This is a genomic window from Cesiribacter sp. SM1 (genome assembly GCF_020178975.1).
Classification (GTDB): Bacteria; Bacteroidota; Bacteroidia; order Cytophagales; family Cyclobacteriaceae; genus Cesiribacter.
In genome coordinates this window covers 74565-91334 of sequence record NZ_JAHXBU010000091.1, presented here as the reverse complement: position 1 = coordinate 91334, position 16770 = coordinate 74565, and the positions used below count along the sequence as shown (strand labels likewise).

Sequence of the window (16770 nt, the reverse complement as noted above, 5' to 3'; positions counted from 1 at the left end):
GCCTGGTGCCTTGCATCGATAGCTGCCTGAGGATAAAAATAACAGAGATGGTTTAGCAATAATCGAAAAATCAGTTTTTATTGTCATGGCAAGTTCAGGAAGTGTTCTTGTACCTGAGCTGTTTTATTCAGACAGAGTTTTAAAAAACAATATTTATATACCTACAAACAATATGACGCTGACAAATCGGGTGAAATTATCAACCATGATGTTCCTTGAATTCTTCATTTGGGGAGGTTGGTTTGTGACCTTGGGTACTTTTCTGGGAAATAACCTGCAGGCATCTGGTACGCAGACTGCAGCTGCTTTTTCCACGCAATCGTTTGGTGCCATCATTGCACCTTTTATTATTGGTCTGATTGCAGACAAGTATTTTAATGCAGAACGGATCCTGGGCTTTCTGCACCTGGTAGGGGCTGCCCTTATGTACATGATGTTCAGGGCCGAAGATTTCACCCAGTTCTATCCCTATGTGTTTGCCTATATGGTGGTGTACATGCCTACGCTGGCGCTGGTGAACTCTGTTTCCTTTAACCAGATGACAGATCCGGCAAAGGAGTTTTCTGTTATCAGGGTGTGGGGTACCGTTGGCTGGATTGTTGCCGGCCTGATGATCAGCTATGTATTCCTGTGGGATAGTGCAGAAGGACTGGCTGAAGGCGGCCTTAGAAATACTTTTGCCCTGTCAGGCATTGCCTCTGCTGTTTTAGGCCTTTTCAGCTTTACCCTGCCTGCTACACCTCCTAAAATTCAGAAAGGGGAAAAGCTTAGTGTATCAGAAATTCTGGGACTCGATGCCATTAAACTGCTCAACAACAAGAACTACCTGATATTCTTTATCTCCTCTATCCTAATCTGTATTCCGCTGGCTTTCTACTATCAGAATGCCAACCCTTTCCTCACAGAGGTAGGTATGGAAAACCCAACCGGTAAAATGACCATCGGGCAGGTATCTGAAGTATTGTTCATGCTGTTGCTGCCAGTGTTCTTTACCAGGTACGGCTTCAAGAAAACCCTGCTGGTTGGTATGCTGGCATGGGTAGTCCGTTATGCCCTCTTTGCCTTTGGCGATGCAGGTTCTGGCACTTATATGCTACTGATAGGCATTGCGCTGCATGGTATCTGCTATGACTTCTTCTTTGTATCAGGGCAAATTTACACCGATTCTAAAGCCGGACCGAGGTATAAAAGTGCAGCACAGGGCTTAATTACCCTGGCTACTTATGGTGTTGGCATGCTTATTGGCTTTTGGGTGGCTGGCCTTGTTTCTGATAGCTATGTACTGGCAAATGACCTGCACGACTGGAAATCTATCTGGTTGATACCATCTGGTATTGCGCTGCTGGTTACCATACTTTTTGTAGTCTTCTTTAAAGAAGAGCGTGTGGCAAAAGAAGAGGTTTTACAAAAAGCTTAGTACCATGAAAGAGAGCAGAAGAACCGCACTGAAAAGTATACTTGCAGGCACCGTTACCCTGGCTACTGCCGGGGTAGTGCCGGCCTGTGCAGAACAGCAGCCAAAAGAGGAGTTAAAAGCAGGAACAGAAGGTTTGAAAAACGCCATTAATCATTCCGTATGCCGCTGGACCTACAACGATATGTCGCTGGAGGACCTGTGCAAAACCGTTAAAGATATAGGCTTTTCTGCCATTGACCTGGTTGGGCCAGGGGAGTGGGATGTGCTCAAGAAATGGGGCATCACCAGCTCTATGTGCAATGGGGCAGAAATAAACCTTGTAGACGGATGGAACAATAAAAACAACCATGCAACGCTTATTAAGAACTACACCGATATGATTCCGCAGGTGGCAAAGGCAGGCTATAAGAACCTGATTTGCTTTAGCGGCAACAGAAACGGTATGAGCGAGGAGGAGGGACTGCAAAACTGCGTGGAAGGACTTAAGCAAATAATGCCCCTTGCTGAAGAGCAGGGTGTGATCATTCAGATGGAACTGCTCAACAGCAAGGTGAACCACCCCGATTATATGGCCGATCATTCGGCCTGGGGTGTTGAGCTCTGCAAACGTTTGGGCTCCAATAATTTTAAGCTGCTGTACGATATTTACCACATGCAGGTCATGGAGGGTGACATCATCAGCACCATTCAGCAACACCACCAGTACTTCGGACATTACCATACGGCAGGTGTGCCGGGCAGGCATGAGATCGATGAGTCGCAGGAGTTATTTTACCCCGCAATCATGAAGGCTATTCTGGCAACAGGCTTTAAAGGATACGTGGCACAGGAGTTTGTGCCTGCCGCAGAGAACAAGGTGGCTTCGCTGCGTGAGGCCATCAGGATTTGCGATGTAACGGCAGCCAATGCTGCTCCGGCAACGGCAACAAAACAGGGATAGAGCATTACAACAGGAATTAAATTATATGGCTGAACAAACTTATGATGCAATCGTAGTAGGCTCCGGGATAAGTGGGGGATGGGCCGCTAAAGAATTAACCGAAAAAGGGTTAAAGGTGCTTCTGTTGGAGCGTGGTCGTAATATTGAACATATAAAGGATTATGTAGCCGCCAGAAAGCATCCATGGGAAGTGCCACACAGAGGTGAGGTTACCCAGGAGATGTTTTTGGCACACCCGGTGCTGCGAAGAGACTATGTGCTGAACGAATTAAACCTGGATTACTGGGTGGATGAAGCAGAAAGCCCGTACGTAGAAAAAAAACCATTTGACTGGTACAGGGGCTACCATGTAGGCGGGCGTTCGCTGATGTGGGGCAGGCAAAGCTACCGCCTGAGCGATGAGGATTTTGAAGCAAATGCCAAAGAGGGCATAGCAGTAGACTGGCCTATCCGTTACAAAGACCTGGAGCCCTGGTATACTTATGTAGAAAAGTTTGCAGGTATCAGCGGATCGAATGAGAACATTCCTCATTTGCCCGATGGCCACTTTTTGCCTCCCATGGAGATGAACTGTGTGGAGAAAGATGTATCTGCACGTATCAAGCAGCATTTTAACGGGCAGCGGCACATGATCATTGGCCGCGTGGCAAACTTAACTGCTCCTATACAGGAGCGCTACCAGTGCCAGTACCGCAGTAAATGCTGGCTGGGCTGTCCTTTTGGTGCTTACTTCAGCACCCAGTCGTCTACACTGCCGGCGGCAATGAAAACAGGAAATTTAACCCTGCGCCCCTGGTCTATTGTAACAAGGGTGCTATATGATAAAGACACGCAGAAGGCTACCGGCGTAGAGGTGCTGGATGCTGTTGATAATAAAACCATTGAGTTTAAATCGAAGATAGTATTTCTGTGTGCTTCTTCCTTTAACTCAACCTGGGTGCTTATGAACTCGGCTACAGATGTATGGCCTGATGGCCTGGGTAGCAGCTCCGGCGAGCTGGGGCATAACGTTATGGATCACCATTTCCGCACCGGTGCAGAAGGCGATGTGGATGGCTATGAAGATAAATATTACTACGGCCGCCGTCCTACCGGTATTTACATTCCCCGCTTCCGGAATCTGAATGGAGAGAAACGCGACTATGTGCGTGGTTTTGGCTATCAGGGTGCTGCCAGCAGAAGCAACTGGAGAAGAGAAGTGGCGGAGCTTGGCATTGGCGAAGACCTTAAGGAGGCACTTACTGAACCAGGCAACTGGAGCATGGGTATCAACGCCTTTGGCGAAATACTTCCCTACCACGATAACCGCATTTATCTCAATAAAGAGGTAAAAGACAAATGGGGGCTGCCTGTGCTGGCAATGGATTGCCAGCTGCACGACAATGAAATGAAGATGCGGGAAGACATGCGCAATGATGCCGCTGAAATGCTTACAGCTGCAGGCCTTAAAAATGTAAGAACTTACGACAGAGGCTATACCATGGGACAGGGCATTCACGAAATGGGTACTGCCCGTATGGGCCGCGATCCTAAAACCTCTGTGCTGAACCAGTACAACCAGGTGTGGGATGCTAAAAATGTGTATGTAACCGATGGTGCCTGCATGACCTCTGCCGGTAACCAGAACCCATCGCTTACCTATATGGCACTTACCGCAAGAGCGGCAGAGCATGCCGTGCAGGAGCTCAAGAAAGGAAATATTTAACCAATCACATCTAAAAATTCAATCATGATGAACAGAAGAGAGGCATTAAAAGCAGTAAGCTTTCTGATGGGCGGTGCTGTGATTGGTGCAGAGGTGTTTTTAACTGGCTGCGACACAAAAAGGGAGGAACGCCAGGTAAATGAACTCTTTACTGAGTCTGATGTAGCCTTGCTCGATGAGGTAGGGGAAACAATCATTCCTGAAACAGACACTCCGGGCGCTAAGGCTGTAGGCATTGGTTCTTTTATGGCCATGATGGTGCTGGATGTTTACACAGATGAGAATCAGAAAAGTTTCAAAGAGGGACTTGAAGCGCTGAAGGAGGGGTTTGAGGACGAATACGGGCATTCTTTCATGGAAGGCAAGCCAGAAGAGCGGAAAGCTTACCTGACCAGGCTAAATGATGAGCTGGTAAGTGAGCGAAATAAAAAGACTGACGATGAACCGGAACATTATTTCCGGATGATGAAGGAGTTAACCCTCCTGGGCTACTTTTCATCAGAAATTGGCAGTACCAAAGCCCTTAGGTACATAGAAACACCGGGGCGTTATGAGGCATGCATTCCCTATGAAAAGGGTATGAGAGCCTGGGCTATTTAGTGATAAGGGCAATTTATTAATATTTCAATCCAACAATCTTTTTTGCAACCAAAACATTATGTCAAACAACAGACGTGAATTTTTGAGATTAAGTGCATCCTTACTGGCTTCGGGCCTGGTGCTGCCATTTATTTCCTGCGATTCCTCTACTAATAATAACCAGCAGGCTGCAGCCGATACAACCGGTACTGCCGGTACCACTGCAAACAATGGTGCACAGATCGATTTTGGCATTCAGCTGTGGACGGTAAAGCAGGATATGGCCCAGGATCCTAAAGGAACCCTGCAGAAGCTTGCTTCCTATGGGTATAAGCAAATAGAAAGCTTTGAAGGTGACAAAGGTATATTCTGGGGCATGACCAATAAGGAGTTCAGTGATTATCTGCAGAGCCTGGGCATGACGATCATCTCTACCCATGCTAATGTTAAAGAGAATCTTGAAATGAAGGCACAGCAGGCTGCTGAAATCGGAATGAAGTATGTGATCGATCCTTATGAAGGACCGCAGCAAAGCCTGGATGATTTCAAAAGAATGGCAGAGCGTTTTAACGAGTATGGACAGATTTGCCAGAAGCATGGTGTTAAGTTTGCTTACCACAACCACGATTACACCTTTAAGGAAATTGAGGGCGTAGTACCACAAACCCTTTTACTGGAGCAGACCGATCCGGCCCTGGTTGACTTTGAACTGGATATGTACTGGGTTGCTGCAGGTGGTGGAAACATAGAGGATTCGCTGAAGAAGCATTCGGGCAGGTACAAACTGGGACACGTGAAAGATCGCATGAAAGGTGCTACAGAAGGAGATGCTTCTACGGTAATAGGCGAGGGCTCCATTGATTATCAGCCAATTCTTAAAGTGGCTAAAAATAACGGAATGGAGTACTTCTTTGTGGAGCAGGAACGTTTCGACAATGATTCTCCCATGGAGAGCAGCCGTAAGAACGCCGAGGCAATGAAAAATTTCAGGATCTGAAAATACCTGGTGCAGGCTTTTTTACAGCATAGCAGAGATGTTAAATGCAGTACTCCTGTTTGAGAATTTATGATGACCAGTATATGTTACAGAGCCGGCTTTTTGCCGGCTTTTTCTTTGCCGGAACTTTGGCGATTTTCTAAGCGGGATCAGTAGTATATACATACCGTAGGTTGATGTTGTAACATGAGTTTTAATCTTGAAAGAGAGGTTAAAAAAGGGTTTAAACCGGCTTCTCATTCTCCCTTTATGCTCTTCTTTCCCCTATACTCTTACGCAGGCATGTCTGCCTGTACTTTTATAAACCAGCTTTTATGCAGGATCTAAGGTGTAAAGATTGGATTACAATAGTTTATTGATACCGGCTTCTTCTTCCACTATAGGTCTGGCTGTGGCATATAAGCCTTTTGTAAAAGAGGCAGTCTGATTGAACGGTAGGCATATATGTTAAAACTGGCCGCCATTCATAAGAAACAGCTAATTTCTTACATGCTGGCATGTCTTTTGTACTAATTGCGTTTAAGAAATAGTCTCCGGGAAGGCTACATTTAAGTAGCAGTAAGTGACAGAAGGATAATTTTGACAGCAACAGTCCCTATATTTTCAAACGCATTAAACCAGCAGCAGGCAAGCATACTGCTGGTGGAAGACAACCGGGTTAGCCGGCTGGTGGCGGAGCGTTTGATTAAACGCTGGGGCTACGGGCTGGCATGTGCAGTTAACGGGCAGGAGGCAGTTTCTATGGCATCTGCCAAAGCTTATAACCTTATCCTGATGAACCTGGGCCTGCCGGATATGAGTGGAAGAGAGGCTGCCCTGATGATCAGGCGGCTTATCCCGGATTATAACCACACGCCCATCATAGCATTTTCTGCAAACCTGCAGGCTTTAAGGGAGAAGAACGGACCTTTTACTGATAGCCTGCAGGTGCCCTACATGCCCGAGCAGCTCAAGAACCTGCTGCAGCAGTACCTTTCCGGAGCGGTGGGGGAGGATACTCCCCATAAGCTGCAGGCGCGGCTGGATGTTATCAGCGGAAAAGATCCTGTTTTTCGGCAGCAGTTAACAGCCCTTTATGCAAAGAGCTGCCAGGAATTGCTCCACGATCTGCAGCTGGGCCGGCTCGATAATGCTGTTTATTTAGAGCAGGTGAGGCATAAGCACAGAAGCAGCCTTCGCCTGCTGGAGTTATATTCCCTGGAAGCAGCCCTTGATAATCTTCAGGATATACTAAGCGCTGTTTCTGCAGATCCGAATGTTCTTTCGCTAAGAAAACAGGCGGTAGCGCAACAGGTAATTGCCATCATGGATGGCCTTACCCTGGAGGCTGCATAGAAATGTTTTGTCGGCACATGATTAAAAATGCCTCAGCACTTGGGTATTAGCTATATGGCTGTTATACTAGCTGCATGAAAAACACAGTATTAAGCCTTGGGCTGTTACTCCTGGTGGCGGCTTGCCAGACCCCTGCAACTACCGAGGCCTCAACAGAAGAAACAGCTGCTGAAGCAAATGCTTTACAGAATACACCTGTTGCCAACAGTTATGGCAGAGAAATTTCTGCTGAAGAGGCGAAACCAGCCAGCCAGGTGCCGGTACTTCTGCAGCAGCAGGATTCCCTGTACCTTACCCTTAGTGGTACAGCGCTTTCCAGCTGTACTAAAAAAGGCTGCTGGATGACGGTGGACCTTGAAACAGGAGAAAGCATGCGTGTTACCTTCAAGGACTATGGCTTTTTTGTGCCCAAAGATCTGAAAGGAGAACAGGTGGTAATGGAAGGTGTGTTGAAAAGAGAAGTGAGCAGTGTGGAGGAGCAGCGTCATTATGCTGAAGATGCTGGAAAATCGGCCGCAGAAATTGCAGCCATTCAGCAGCCAGACACTGCCTACACCTTCGAGGCTGTTGGTGTCAGGATTTGGCCCCTGCGGTAACTCCCACAGCCCGTAAGCGGGCATTAGCTTGCAACAAACAAATAACAGCTGCTCGTTGCTCTGCCCAGATCATGCCGGTAGGGATCTGTTAAATGCCTAAGCAGCTAATATTCTGCATGCCGGCTCCTGTAGGCAGCTTTGTACTGCACTGTTTTTCTTAGCTGGTTACCGCAGAGGGCCCCCATACCTCCGGCTATGCCACCAATCAGGGTGGTTAGAAAGATAATAAAAGCTGAACTGTTCACACCAAAGAGGCTGGCCACCCGGCTGCTTAGCACAAAATCTGTCTGCGCACTAAAAATCAGGGCGCACACCAGCCATAGAAGACCCACCGCGGTAAATCCGCTCATAAAGGCTCTTAAGCTGGTGGTAGGAATGAGCGCAGAGATTACTGCAGCACACACCAATGCCGACCACCAGGGGAATATTTGTTCTGCCCAAAAGCTAAAAAATGCTATGAGGGCTATTTTGATTGCCAGTTTCATCTTTCTTCTGCGGTGGGTAAATAGGTGTTTGTATACATAATCTTGTCTTTGAAAGGCGTAGCAGGTGTCATAAAATAAAGCCTGTTGTATTCCCCTTTTCGCCATGATTCCAGTAAATCATCATAGTGGGGGCTGCCCGGATTACCAGACTGGCCTCCGGGATAAATGCCCCAGGCCTGTACTGGTGTGCCCATCTCCACCACCATACGCCAGGAGGCACCATGGCGGCCACTGTTTGCATTAACAATGCCACGGCCGCCGTTAATCTGCATGTTTACATGGCTTAAGGCTTCCTGACCAGTAAGGTGCCGTATGCTGCTTTTTTTATAGTTGCCCCAGGTAGCAGCAGTTTGTTCTGTTTGTTCCCATTCTTCCAGCTTTTCGACCATTTGCCTGTAAGAACGCAGCAGCAGATTCTGCAGGCTTTCTCTTTCCGGCGTGCCGGCAATGTCTATCAGCTGATGTTCAGGGTGGTTCCGGAGGAAGTAAGCTGTTGCAGCATCAGAGGGTTTGATAACGGCTACCTCCAGGGAATCAAGCTCATCGAAGGTAAGGTCGCGCAGCTCGTTCCACCAGATGTGGTAGGCTGTTGGAGCAGTTTGTTCTGCGGTAGCCTCGTAATCCCACTGCTGTAGCAGTTGCAGCACCTCGCGCTCATCAGGCTTCAGTAAATTTGTGTTTAGCTTGCCGAGCATCCAGGGAAGCGTTTCAGCAGCCCTGAGGTGGTAATTGTCATTTTGCAGCTGCATCATGTCTTGTACACTTGCACTATCCAGCTGCCGTAGTATTGTATTGATGCGCCTGTTACGGTAGTGCTCATAGGTTTGGTCATACACATAATAGGGGTAGGTGCTGTCTGCAGGTACCTGGTTGGCAGAGCTTACAAAGCCTCTCTCGGGGTTTATAACAAACGCATTTTGTTCATCTGGTATAAAGCCCTGCCATTCATATTCCGGCTTGCTGCCCTCCATCAGAAAACGGCCCTGGTTTTTCCATTTTGCAGGGTATCTTCCCTGCACTTTCATGGCAATGGTGCCAGTTACAGAAGCAAACACAAAGTTTTGCCCCGGCGATTTATAATGGCTCAAGGCTGCAATATAATCCTCCACATTGTTTGCTCTGTTCAGCAATAGAAAGGCCTTCAGGCTGTTGCCAGGTTCGTGCGCCACCCATCGCATGGCAAAGCTTTGTTGTTCCTCTTTTTGTGGAAAATTTTTATCGTAGACCACCGGTCCATGATGTGTGTACACGATGGTATCATAAAAGGGATCATTTGATTCCCAGAACCAGCCATCGCGCAGCTTAAATTTTTCCACCCTTTTATCGGCTTTTCTCCAATTGCCATTGTAGGCATATTCGTTGCGCTGGTTGTTTTTAAACTGAACCCGGTACCAGTCCCTAACATCCCTGGCGGCATTGGTTACTCCCCAGGAAATGCTGTCGTTAAAGCCTATGACGATACCTGGAGCACCGGGCAGGCTAACCCCATACACATTTTGACCGGGACCTTTCAGCTGCAGCGAGTACCAGATAGAGGGCAGGTTGAGTGAAAGGTGCGGGTCGTTACATAAAATAGGATTGCCGCTCCTTGTTTTGCTGCCGCTTACCGCCCAGTTGTTACTTCCGTTAGCAGGGTCTGGTTTCCCTATTGTATCGGTTATGGCAAGATCGGGATAATTTGCAGGCGGCACGGTAATCGGCTGTGCCTCAAAATTCCAGGGCGTGCCGGCAGGGATAACGGGGTCACTACCCGGAAGCCGGTCAGGATAAAGCAGGTTGAAGTTTTCCTGCCCTAACAGTCGCAACAGGTTGGTGTTTTCCAGGTCTACTTCGTAGCCCGAGAGGTCTTCGGCCATGTACATCAGCAGCAGGGCAGATTTATAGGGAGTCCAGTCTTCCGGAGTGTAATCCAGCAACTTGTACTCGAAGGGCAGGCTGTGGTATTTGAGGCTGCCTATGTAGGCATTCACGCCATCGGCATAGGCCTGTACTGCTTCGGCAGAGGCAGGATCCTGCAGCATGGCCTGCAGCGCAGCCTTTGCGCCTTCAGGCAAACCTTTACGGCGCGTAAGGCGATCGGTGGCCAGCATGTTTTCTCCCAGAATTTCGGTTAGCCGGCCTGCAGCAAAATGTGTTTGTACCTCCATTTGCCATAGCCGGTGGCTGGCAGTTACATAGCCCTGTAAAAAATACAGATCGTGTGCTGTGGCAGCTTCTATATGGGGGATCATAAATTCATCGAAATGAACAGAAGCTTGTTGCTGTAGCTGGGGTAAACTGTAAGAATCAGAATCTGAAGCAGTAGCGGGCGGAACTGCATTTTGATAAAAACCGTTTATAGGATCCAGGAAACGGCCTAATGGGGGAAGTTGCCCAAGACGGTTGTCCAACGCAATTACTAAAAGTACCGTACTAATGAAAGTGAGCAGGAGCTTCATAGGCAGAGTTTTTGGACTATACCAGCTAAAATTTTTTTGCTGTGATTAAAGTTAAGATAGCTGGAATAAAAACAAAAAGCAGTTGTTTCGGCATTGTTTATTAGAAAAGGCTGTTGCCGTTTTACTTACGGTAAAGGCTGTGTACTTTTACACCACCATCAGCCATAATTTTTAACATCCATAAGAATGGTAGAGAATCATCAGGAATTAGAACATAGATTAAAGTTACGAACAATCAAGCTGTCGGATTACGACGATATAAAAGAAATCATGAACATGGTCTACGCCAAAGTAGGTGGCGCCTGGACCAAAAAAGAACTTACCAACCTGTTAAAGGTTTTTAGGGAAGGGCAGATCTGTATAGAAGACAGGGGCAAGCTGGTAGCCGCTGCACTATCCATTATTGTTGATTATTCAGACTTTGGAGATCAGCATACCTACGATCAGATTACCAACTACGGCAAGTTCGATACCCACGACCCCGAGGGTGATACCCTCTACGGTACCGATGTATTTGTGCATCCGGATTACCGGGGTATGCGCCTGGGCCGGCGCCTTTATGACGCCCGTAAGGAGCTTTGCGAAAACCTGAACCTGCGTGCTATCATTGCCGGTGGCCGTATTCCGGGTTATGCCAATTACCACAAAAAGCTAACGCCAAAGCAGTACATTGAGAAAGTACGCAAAAAGGAGATTTATGATCCCGTGCTAAGCTTTCAGCTGGCCAACGAATTCCACGTGCGCAAGGTAATGACCCGCTACATGCCGGATGATAAAGCCAGTAAGGCCTACGCAACCCTGCTGGAGTGGATCAATGTGTATTACGAGGAAGAAGACAAAGCCTTTGGCCGACGTAAATCACTGGTACGCGCTGGGCTGGTGCAGTGGCAGATGCGCCGCGTGCGTTCTGTAGAGGACCTGCTGCAGCAGGTAGAGTTTTTTGTAGATACGGTAAGTAGCTACAATGCCGACTTTGTGATGTTCCCCGAGTTCTTCAACGCACCACTGATGGCCCTGTTCAACGAAGTAAATGCGCCTGATGCGGTTCGTTTGCTCTCGGACTTTACAGAGCGTATCCGCGATGAAATGCTCAATATGGCTGTAAGCTATAACATCAACATCATTTGTGGATCCATGCCAATGTACAATGATGGAGAACTTTACAATGTGTCTTTCCTGGCCCGCCGGGATGGTACCATGGATATGCAGTACAAACTGCACATTACACCAGATGAGTTTAGCTTCTGGGGTATGCAGGGCGGCGATCAGCTAAGTGTTTTTGAAACCGATGCAGGTCGCATAGGCATACTGATCTGCTATGATGTGGAATTCCCGGAACTGAGCCGTATTCTGGCAGAGCAGAACATGGACATCCTGTTCGTACCTTTCTGGACAGACACCAAAAATGCTTACTTGCGGGTGCGCCGTTGTGCACAGGCACGTGCCATCGAAAATGAGTGCTATGTAGCCATTACCGGTAGTGTGGGTAACCTGCCCCGGGTAGAAAATATGGATATTCAGTATTCGCAGTCGGCGGTGTTCTCACCTTCAGACTTTTCGTTTCCGCACGATGCCGTTGTGGCAGAAGCAACCCCTAATACCGAAACTACACTCATTGTAGACCTCGATCTCGACCTGCTCAAAAAGCTGCGTACCCAGGGTAGTGTGCGCAACCTGCAGCAGCGCCGGCTCGATTTGTATTCCATCAAATGGAAACTTCTGCGCAAATAGCTGTAGTTTTGAAAAAATATTTGATTAGATGCAGATACTTCTTCAGGCTTATCCCAAAGATGTAGTGGAGCGTGCCGCCCGTATAAAAGCCATCATTACCGATGTGGATGGGGTACTTACGGCGGGCAGCATTATTTACGACAACAGCGGTAATGAGTATAAGATCTTTAATGTAAAGGATGGCCAGATCATGAAAATGCTCCAGTGGGCAGGTATCTTTACAGGCGCTATTACCGGCCGCTCCTCGCAGGTGGTGAAAAACCGCATGACAGAGCTGGGGCTGGATGTGCATTACCACGGCATTAAAGACAAGGTAAGCCAGTACAGGTCTATCCTGGAGGAGTATAATTTCAAGGATGAAGAAGTGGCCTTTCTGGGCGATGACATCATTGATATTCCCATTCTGAAGCATTGCGGGCTTGCTGTATGCCCTGCCGACGCCAAGCCTTATGTGCGGATGCATGCGCATTTGGTTACCAACAGCATTGGGGGTGGGGGTGTGTTTCGCGAGGTTGGAGACCTGGTGATGGCTGCCAGGGGCATCTTTGAGGAAGCCATGGAAAACTACCTGCAGTTCGATGCGGGCAAGACTAATAAGAAAGCATAATCAGCAAAGATTTGAAAATATTTGATACCCCCGTAAAACTGGCCGAAGGCGTAGAAACCGGTAAGGACCAGCTTGTACTTCTTTCAGGCCCCTGTGCTGTGGAAAGCTACGACCTGTGTATGGAGGTGGCTACCACCATGGCCGATATCTGCCGCAGGCTAAACATTGCCTATGTCTTCAAAGCTTCTTTCGATAAAGCCAACCGTACCTCTGCTTCTTCGTTTCGCGGCGTAGGCATGGACAATGCCCTGCAAACGCTGGCACGTATCCGCAAAGATGTGGGGGTGCCGGTAATTACAGATGTGCACGAATCGGTGCAGATTTCGGAGGTTGCTGAGGTGGTGGATGTGCTGCAGATACCTGCCTTCCTCTGCCGCCAGACTGACTTACTCCTGGCTGCAGGAGAGAGTGGAAAAGCCATTAATATCAAAAAAGGGCAGTTTATGGCTCCTGAAGATATGCAGTATGCGGTGGCAAAGGTAAAAGAAACCGGCAACCAGAATGTGCTGCTGTGTGAGCGGGGCACTACCTTTGGTTACCATAACCTGGTGGTAGATATGCGAGCCCTGCCTGTTATGCGCCAGTATGCACCTGTTATTTTTGATGTTACGCATAGTGTACAGCAACCTGGAGGCATGGGCGGCATCAGTGGAGGGCAGCGGCAGTTTGCTTCTTACCTGGCCCGTGCAGCTGCAGCTGTTGGTGTAGATGGCTTTTTTATAGAAACACACCCTATGCCAGAAAAGGCTTTGAGTGATGGACCTAACATGATTCCGCTACATCAGATGGAACATTTTCTCCAGATGTTGTTAAATATATGGCAATCATCAAAAGACTTTAAAAATTTCTAATTTAACCGCCCGAACTCGTAACATACTTATGAATACTTTCTTCGAAGACCTGCAAAATAAAAAAGCTAAAATATGTGTAGTAGGTCTTGGCTATGTGGGCCTGCCCATTGCCCTGGAATTCGCCAGAAAATTTTCTGTTATTGGCTTCGATATCAACCAAAAGCGGGTTGACCTCATGCGCAGGGGAGTTGATCCCAGTAAAGAGCTTGCAGCTGAAGAATTTGAGAATACCGATATCTACTTTACAGCTGATCTGGAAGAAATCAGGGAAGCCAGGTTTTATGTGGTGGCGGTGCCAACCCCAATTGATGAACATAAAACCCCTGACCTGCGCCCCCTGCTTAGCGCCTGCAACACAGTAGGCAAAGTACTTAAAAAAGGCGATTATGTAGTTTTCGAATCAACGGTATATCCGGGTTGTACAGAAGAGGATTGTGTGCCGGTACTTGAAGAGCTTTCCGGTTTAAAGTTCTGCGACGATTTTAAGGTTGGCTACTCTCCTGAACGCATCAACCCGGGCGATAAAGAACATACCCTTACCAGGATTGTAAAGGTAGTTTCCGGATGTGACGAAGAGTCTGCACAGGTAGTAGAACAGGTATATGGTTCTATCATAACGGCAGGCGTTCATCGTGCTTCCAGCATAAAAGTGGCCGAGGCTGCTAAAATCATAGAAAATACTCAGCGCGATGTAAATATTGCGCTCATGAACGAGCTGTCCATCATTTTCAATAAAATGAGCATCAATACCTTTGAGGTGTTGGAAGCAGCCGGAACTAAATGGAATTTCCTGCCTTTCAGGCCGGGCCTGGTGGGCGGGCACTGCATAGGAGTGGATCCCTACTACCTTACACACAAGTCCAGCGAGCTGGGGTACCACAGCAAGGTGATTCTGTCGGGTCGTACCATTAATGATAGCATGGGCAGCCTGATTGCTAAAAGTGTAGTGCAGCATATCATTCGCATGGATAAGTCACTGAAACAAAGCCGGGTGCTGGTCTTGGGTGCTACCTTTAAAGAAAATGTAAGCGATATTCGCAACAGCAAGGTGGCAGATGTTGTACAGGAGCTGGCAAGCTACCTGGTGAATGTAGATGTGGCAGATCCCTATGCAGATAGTGAGGAACTCCAGCATGAGTATGGTTTTGGGCTGGTGGATAAACCATCAGGAAAATACGATGCTGTTGTTCTGGCAGTAAACCATCGGGAGTATGAAAACAAAGGCATGGACTTGATAAAAGACCTGCTGATAGATGGTGGTTTACTTTATGATGTTAAGGGAATCATGCGTGGAAAAGCTAATGGACTGGCATACCAGAGCCTCTAATTATCTTTTCCTGAAAAATTACTGTAATTAAGAGCTGCTCCTAAATGAGCAGCTTTTTTGTATATTGCTACCCATATACATAATGAACCTTGCGCTTTTTATGGCTGTTAGTGTTTGGTATGAGGTATAATCCGCACGGGAAACGCTTATTTGATTTGCTAGTCTGTCTGCTGGTATTGCCCCTGGTAGTGCCGGTAGGGTTTGTGATTGCTTTTATTTCGGCAGTCGTGTACAGGCAGCAGGTATTTTATAGCCATCTAAGGCCTGGCTTTGCAGGTAAGCCATTCGTTTTTTACAAATTCTCTACCCTGATGCCCCAAGAGGAACGGAATGGTGTTGCCCTCACCGATGGTGAACGGCAAACGCGCTGGGGGAAATTTCTGCGCGATTACTCCCTGGATGAACTTCCGCAGATTTATAACATCCTGATAGGGGATATGAGTTGGATAGGCCCACGGCCACTGCTGATGGAATACTTACCGCTCTATACGCCACAGGAGGCACGCAGACACCAGGTAAAGCCCGGTTTAACAGGCCTGGCGCAGGTAAAGGGCCGAAATGAAATTGGCTGGTACCAGAAAATGTTTTACGACCAGCAGTATGTAAAGAACATCAGCTTTAAGCTTGATATCACCATTCTGACTAAAACAGCCTTTTCTGTGCTGGAAGGGCAGCGCACTAATTTCGGTAAAAAGCCAGTGCACAGTACCACCAATGCCGAATCAGCTTCTCCTTACCTCTCTTCCGAAGAATTGGTAGTCCGTTAAGTCCAAGGTACCGGCCCCGGCAATGATATCTGCTACAACTGTATTACTGCTATAGCATGGTGCTGGAAAGAAGTATAGCTGGTAGTTTAAAGCTGGGTACCTGCAGAGTGCTTCTGCTCCTTTCAAAGATACAACTACACTTATTTACTGGTATAGCTTTTTTATCTCGCGTCCTCTGAAATGGTAGCGTAGCAGGTAATACTGTACCCTCAGGCTAAGCATGGCATAGCTGTCTTTCACCTCGGGATTTCCTCTAACAGAGCCTGCTGATGCTTTTTCCAGGCCAACCTCTGGCCTGCGGTCTGCCAGGGCTGCTGCTACCGGGTCAGAAAAAGAAGCAGGATCCCTGTAAACTGTGCTGCAATCATCCAGGAAATCAGTAAATGTGTAATGATAGGTGGCCTGCAGCGATACATCAAAAAGGCTGGCAATACGATATTGAATACCCCCGCCGAAGGGTACAACCAGTGCTACCCGGCTATACCGGACTCCTTCGGTTTGTATGCTACGCAGTGCGCGTTTTTCCTCTCCATAATATGCCTTTGGGTTAAAGAGGGTAGCACCTATACCCAGTAATCCATAAGCATTAAACTTCTTGCTGCTCAGGTAGTCGGAGGAATTGTAGGGAAGAAGGTATCCTGCAGCAAGAACACTAAACTCAAGGTTGGAGGAGGAAAAGGACAGATTTCTCGCCTGTAGCACAGGGCTTTCGGACTTAGCATCCGCAGCGCTTATTTTATACCAGCTGCTGCTTGCCCGTACTCCCCAATGAGGCATAAAGCGGTACTCATAGCTTAAGCCAAGATGAGGGTTAGCTCCCCTGAATCCTCCGGCACCTTCAATATCGCCGTAGTAGGCGGTGGTGCCCACGCTGATGCCGATAAGCTCCCTGGCTTGAATGCCGGTAGGATAATAACGTTGTGCCGAAGCCAGTATGGGCAATGCTGTTAAGAGGAGTGGCAGTAAATATGACCTCATCCGCAATAAGGAATAAT

15 protein-coding genes are annotated in these 16770 nt (G+C 47.7%); 12 read left to right on the top strand and 3 right to left on the bottom strand.

The window, feature by feature from the left end; genetic code table 11:
• Positions 1-172: 172 nt before the first annotated feature.
• The 7 genes from KWJ01_RS18380 to KWJ01_RS18350 all read left to right on the top strand — a co-directional run bounded on the left by KWJ01_RS18380 (position 173) and on the right by KWJ01_RS18350 (position 7569).
• Complete coding sequence (locus KWJ01_RS18380; RefSeq protein WP_224998437.1) at positions 173-1417, top strand: nucleoside permease; 1245 nt, start codon at positions 173-175, stop codon at positions 1415-1417.
• Between the two features lie 4 nt (positions 1418-1421).
• Positions 1422-2357 (top strand): hydroxypyruvate isomerase family protein, encoded by a 936-nt coding sequence (locus KWJ01_RS18375; RefSeq protein ID WP_224998436.1) that lies wholly within the window; start codon positions 1422-1424, stop codon positions 2355-2357.
• A gap of 25 nt (positions 2358-2382) precedes the next feature.
• The gene (locus KWJ01_RS18370; RefSeq protein ID WP_224998435.1) at positions 2383-4062 is read left to right on the top strand and encodes a GMC oxidoreductase; all 1680 of its coding nucleotides are present in this window, start codon (positions 2383-2385) and stop codon (positions 4060-4062) included.
• A 24-nt stretch (positions 4063-4086) separates the two neighbouring features.
• Positions 4087-4662 carry a gluconate 2-dehydrogenase subunit 3 family protein gene (locus KWJ01_RS18365; protein WP_370634732.1) on the top strand — a complete coding sequence of 192 codons (576 nt, stop codon included), beginning with the start codon at positions 4087-4089 and terminating at the stop codon, positions 4660-4662.
• Between the two features lie 58 nt (positions 4663-4720).
• Positions 4721-5638: a sugar phosphate isomerase/epimerase gene (locus KWJ01_RS18360; protein WP_224998434.1), complete on the top strand. Its 918-nt coding sequence runs from the start codon at positions 4721-4723 to the stop codon at positions 5636-5638.
• A 579-nt stretch (positions 5639-6217) separates the two neighbouring features.
• The gene (locus KWJ01_RS18355) at positions 6218-6973 is read left to right on the top strand and encodes a response regulator (RefSeq protein ID WP_224998433.1); all 756 of its coding nucleotides are present in this window, start codon (positions 6218-6220) and stop codon (positions 6971-6973) included.
• Between the two features lie 74 nt (positions 6974-7047).
• Positions 7048-7569, top strand: a complete 522-nt coding sequence (locus KWJ01_RS18350) for a DUF4920 domain-containing protein (protein WP_224998432.1) — start codon at positions 7048-7050, stop codon at positions 7567-7569.
• Between the two features lie 104 nt (positions 7570-7673).
• Here KWJ01_RS18350 and KWJ01_RS18345 read toward each other — a convergent pair whose 3' ends face one another.
• Positions 7674-8054, bottom strand: coding sequence for a hypothetical protein (locus KWJ01_RS18345; protein ID WP_224998431.1), 381 nt, complete (start codon positions 8052-8054; stop codon positions 7674-7676).
• Complete coding sequence (locus KWJ01_RS18340) at positions 8051-10492, bottom strand: penicillin acylase family protein (RefSeq protein WP_224998430.1); 2442 nt, start codon at positions 10490-10492, stop codon at positions 8051-8053. The genes KWJ01_RS18345 and KWJ01_RS18340 overlap by 4 nt, the downstream gene beginning before the upstream one ends.
• A 186-nt stretch (positions 10493-10678) precedes the next feature.
• On the opposite strand from KWJ01_RS18340, the gene KWJ01_RS18335 reads away from it, so the two are divergent.
• The 5 genes from KWJ01_RS18335 to KWJ01_RS18315 all read left to right on the top strand — a co-directional run bounded on the left by KWJ01_RS18335 (position 10679) and on the right by KWJ01_RS18315 (position 15775).
• Positions 10679-12223, top strand: a complete 1545-nt coding sequence (locus tag KWJ01_RS18335; RefSeq protein ID WP_224998429.1) for a bifunctional GNAT family N-acetyltransferase/carbon-nitrogen hydrolase family protein — start codon at positions 10679-10681, stop codon at positions 12221-12223.
• 28 nt (positions 12224-12251) lie between these two features.
• Positions 12252-12830 carry an HAD family hydrolase gene (locus KWJ01_RS18330; RefSeq protein WP_224998428.1) on the top strand — a complete coding sequence of 193 codons (579 nt, stop codon included), beginning with the start codon at positions 12252-12254 and terminating at the stop codon, positions 12828-12830.
• A gap of 11 nt (positions 12831-12841) precedes the next feature.
• On the top strand, positions 12842-13681 hold the full coding sequence (kdsA, locus tag KWJ01_RS18325) for a 3-deoxy-8-phosphooctulonate synthase (RefSeq protein ID WP_224998427.1): 840 nt from the start codon (positions 12842-12844) through the stop codon (positions 13679-13681).
• Positions 13682-13709: 28 nt separating this feature from the next.
• Complete coding sequence (locus tag KWJ01_RS18320; protein WP_224998426.1) at positions 13710-15008, top strand: nucleotide sugar dehydrogenase; 1299 nt, start codon at positions 13710-13712, stop codon at positions 15006-15008.
• A gap of 119 nt (positions 15009-15127) precedes the next feature.
• A complete protein-coding gene (locus tag KWJ01_RS18315; protein WP_224998424.1) occupies positions 15128-15775 on the top strand; it encodes a sugar transferase in 648 nt (215 codons plus the stop codon).
• Positions 15776-15919: 144 nt separating this feature from the next.
• On the opposite strand, the gene KWJ01_RS18310 is transcribed toward KWJ01_RS18315, so the two are convergent.
• A complete protein-coding gene (locus KWJ01_RS18310) occupies positions 15920-16753 on the bottom strand; it encodes a DUF6089 family protein (protein WP_224998423.1) in 834 nt (277 codons plus the stop codon).
• Between the last annotated feature and the right edge of the window lie 17 nt (positions 16754-16770).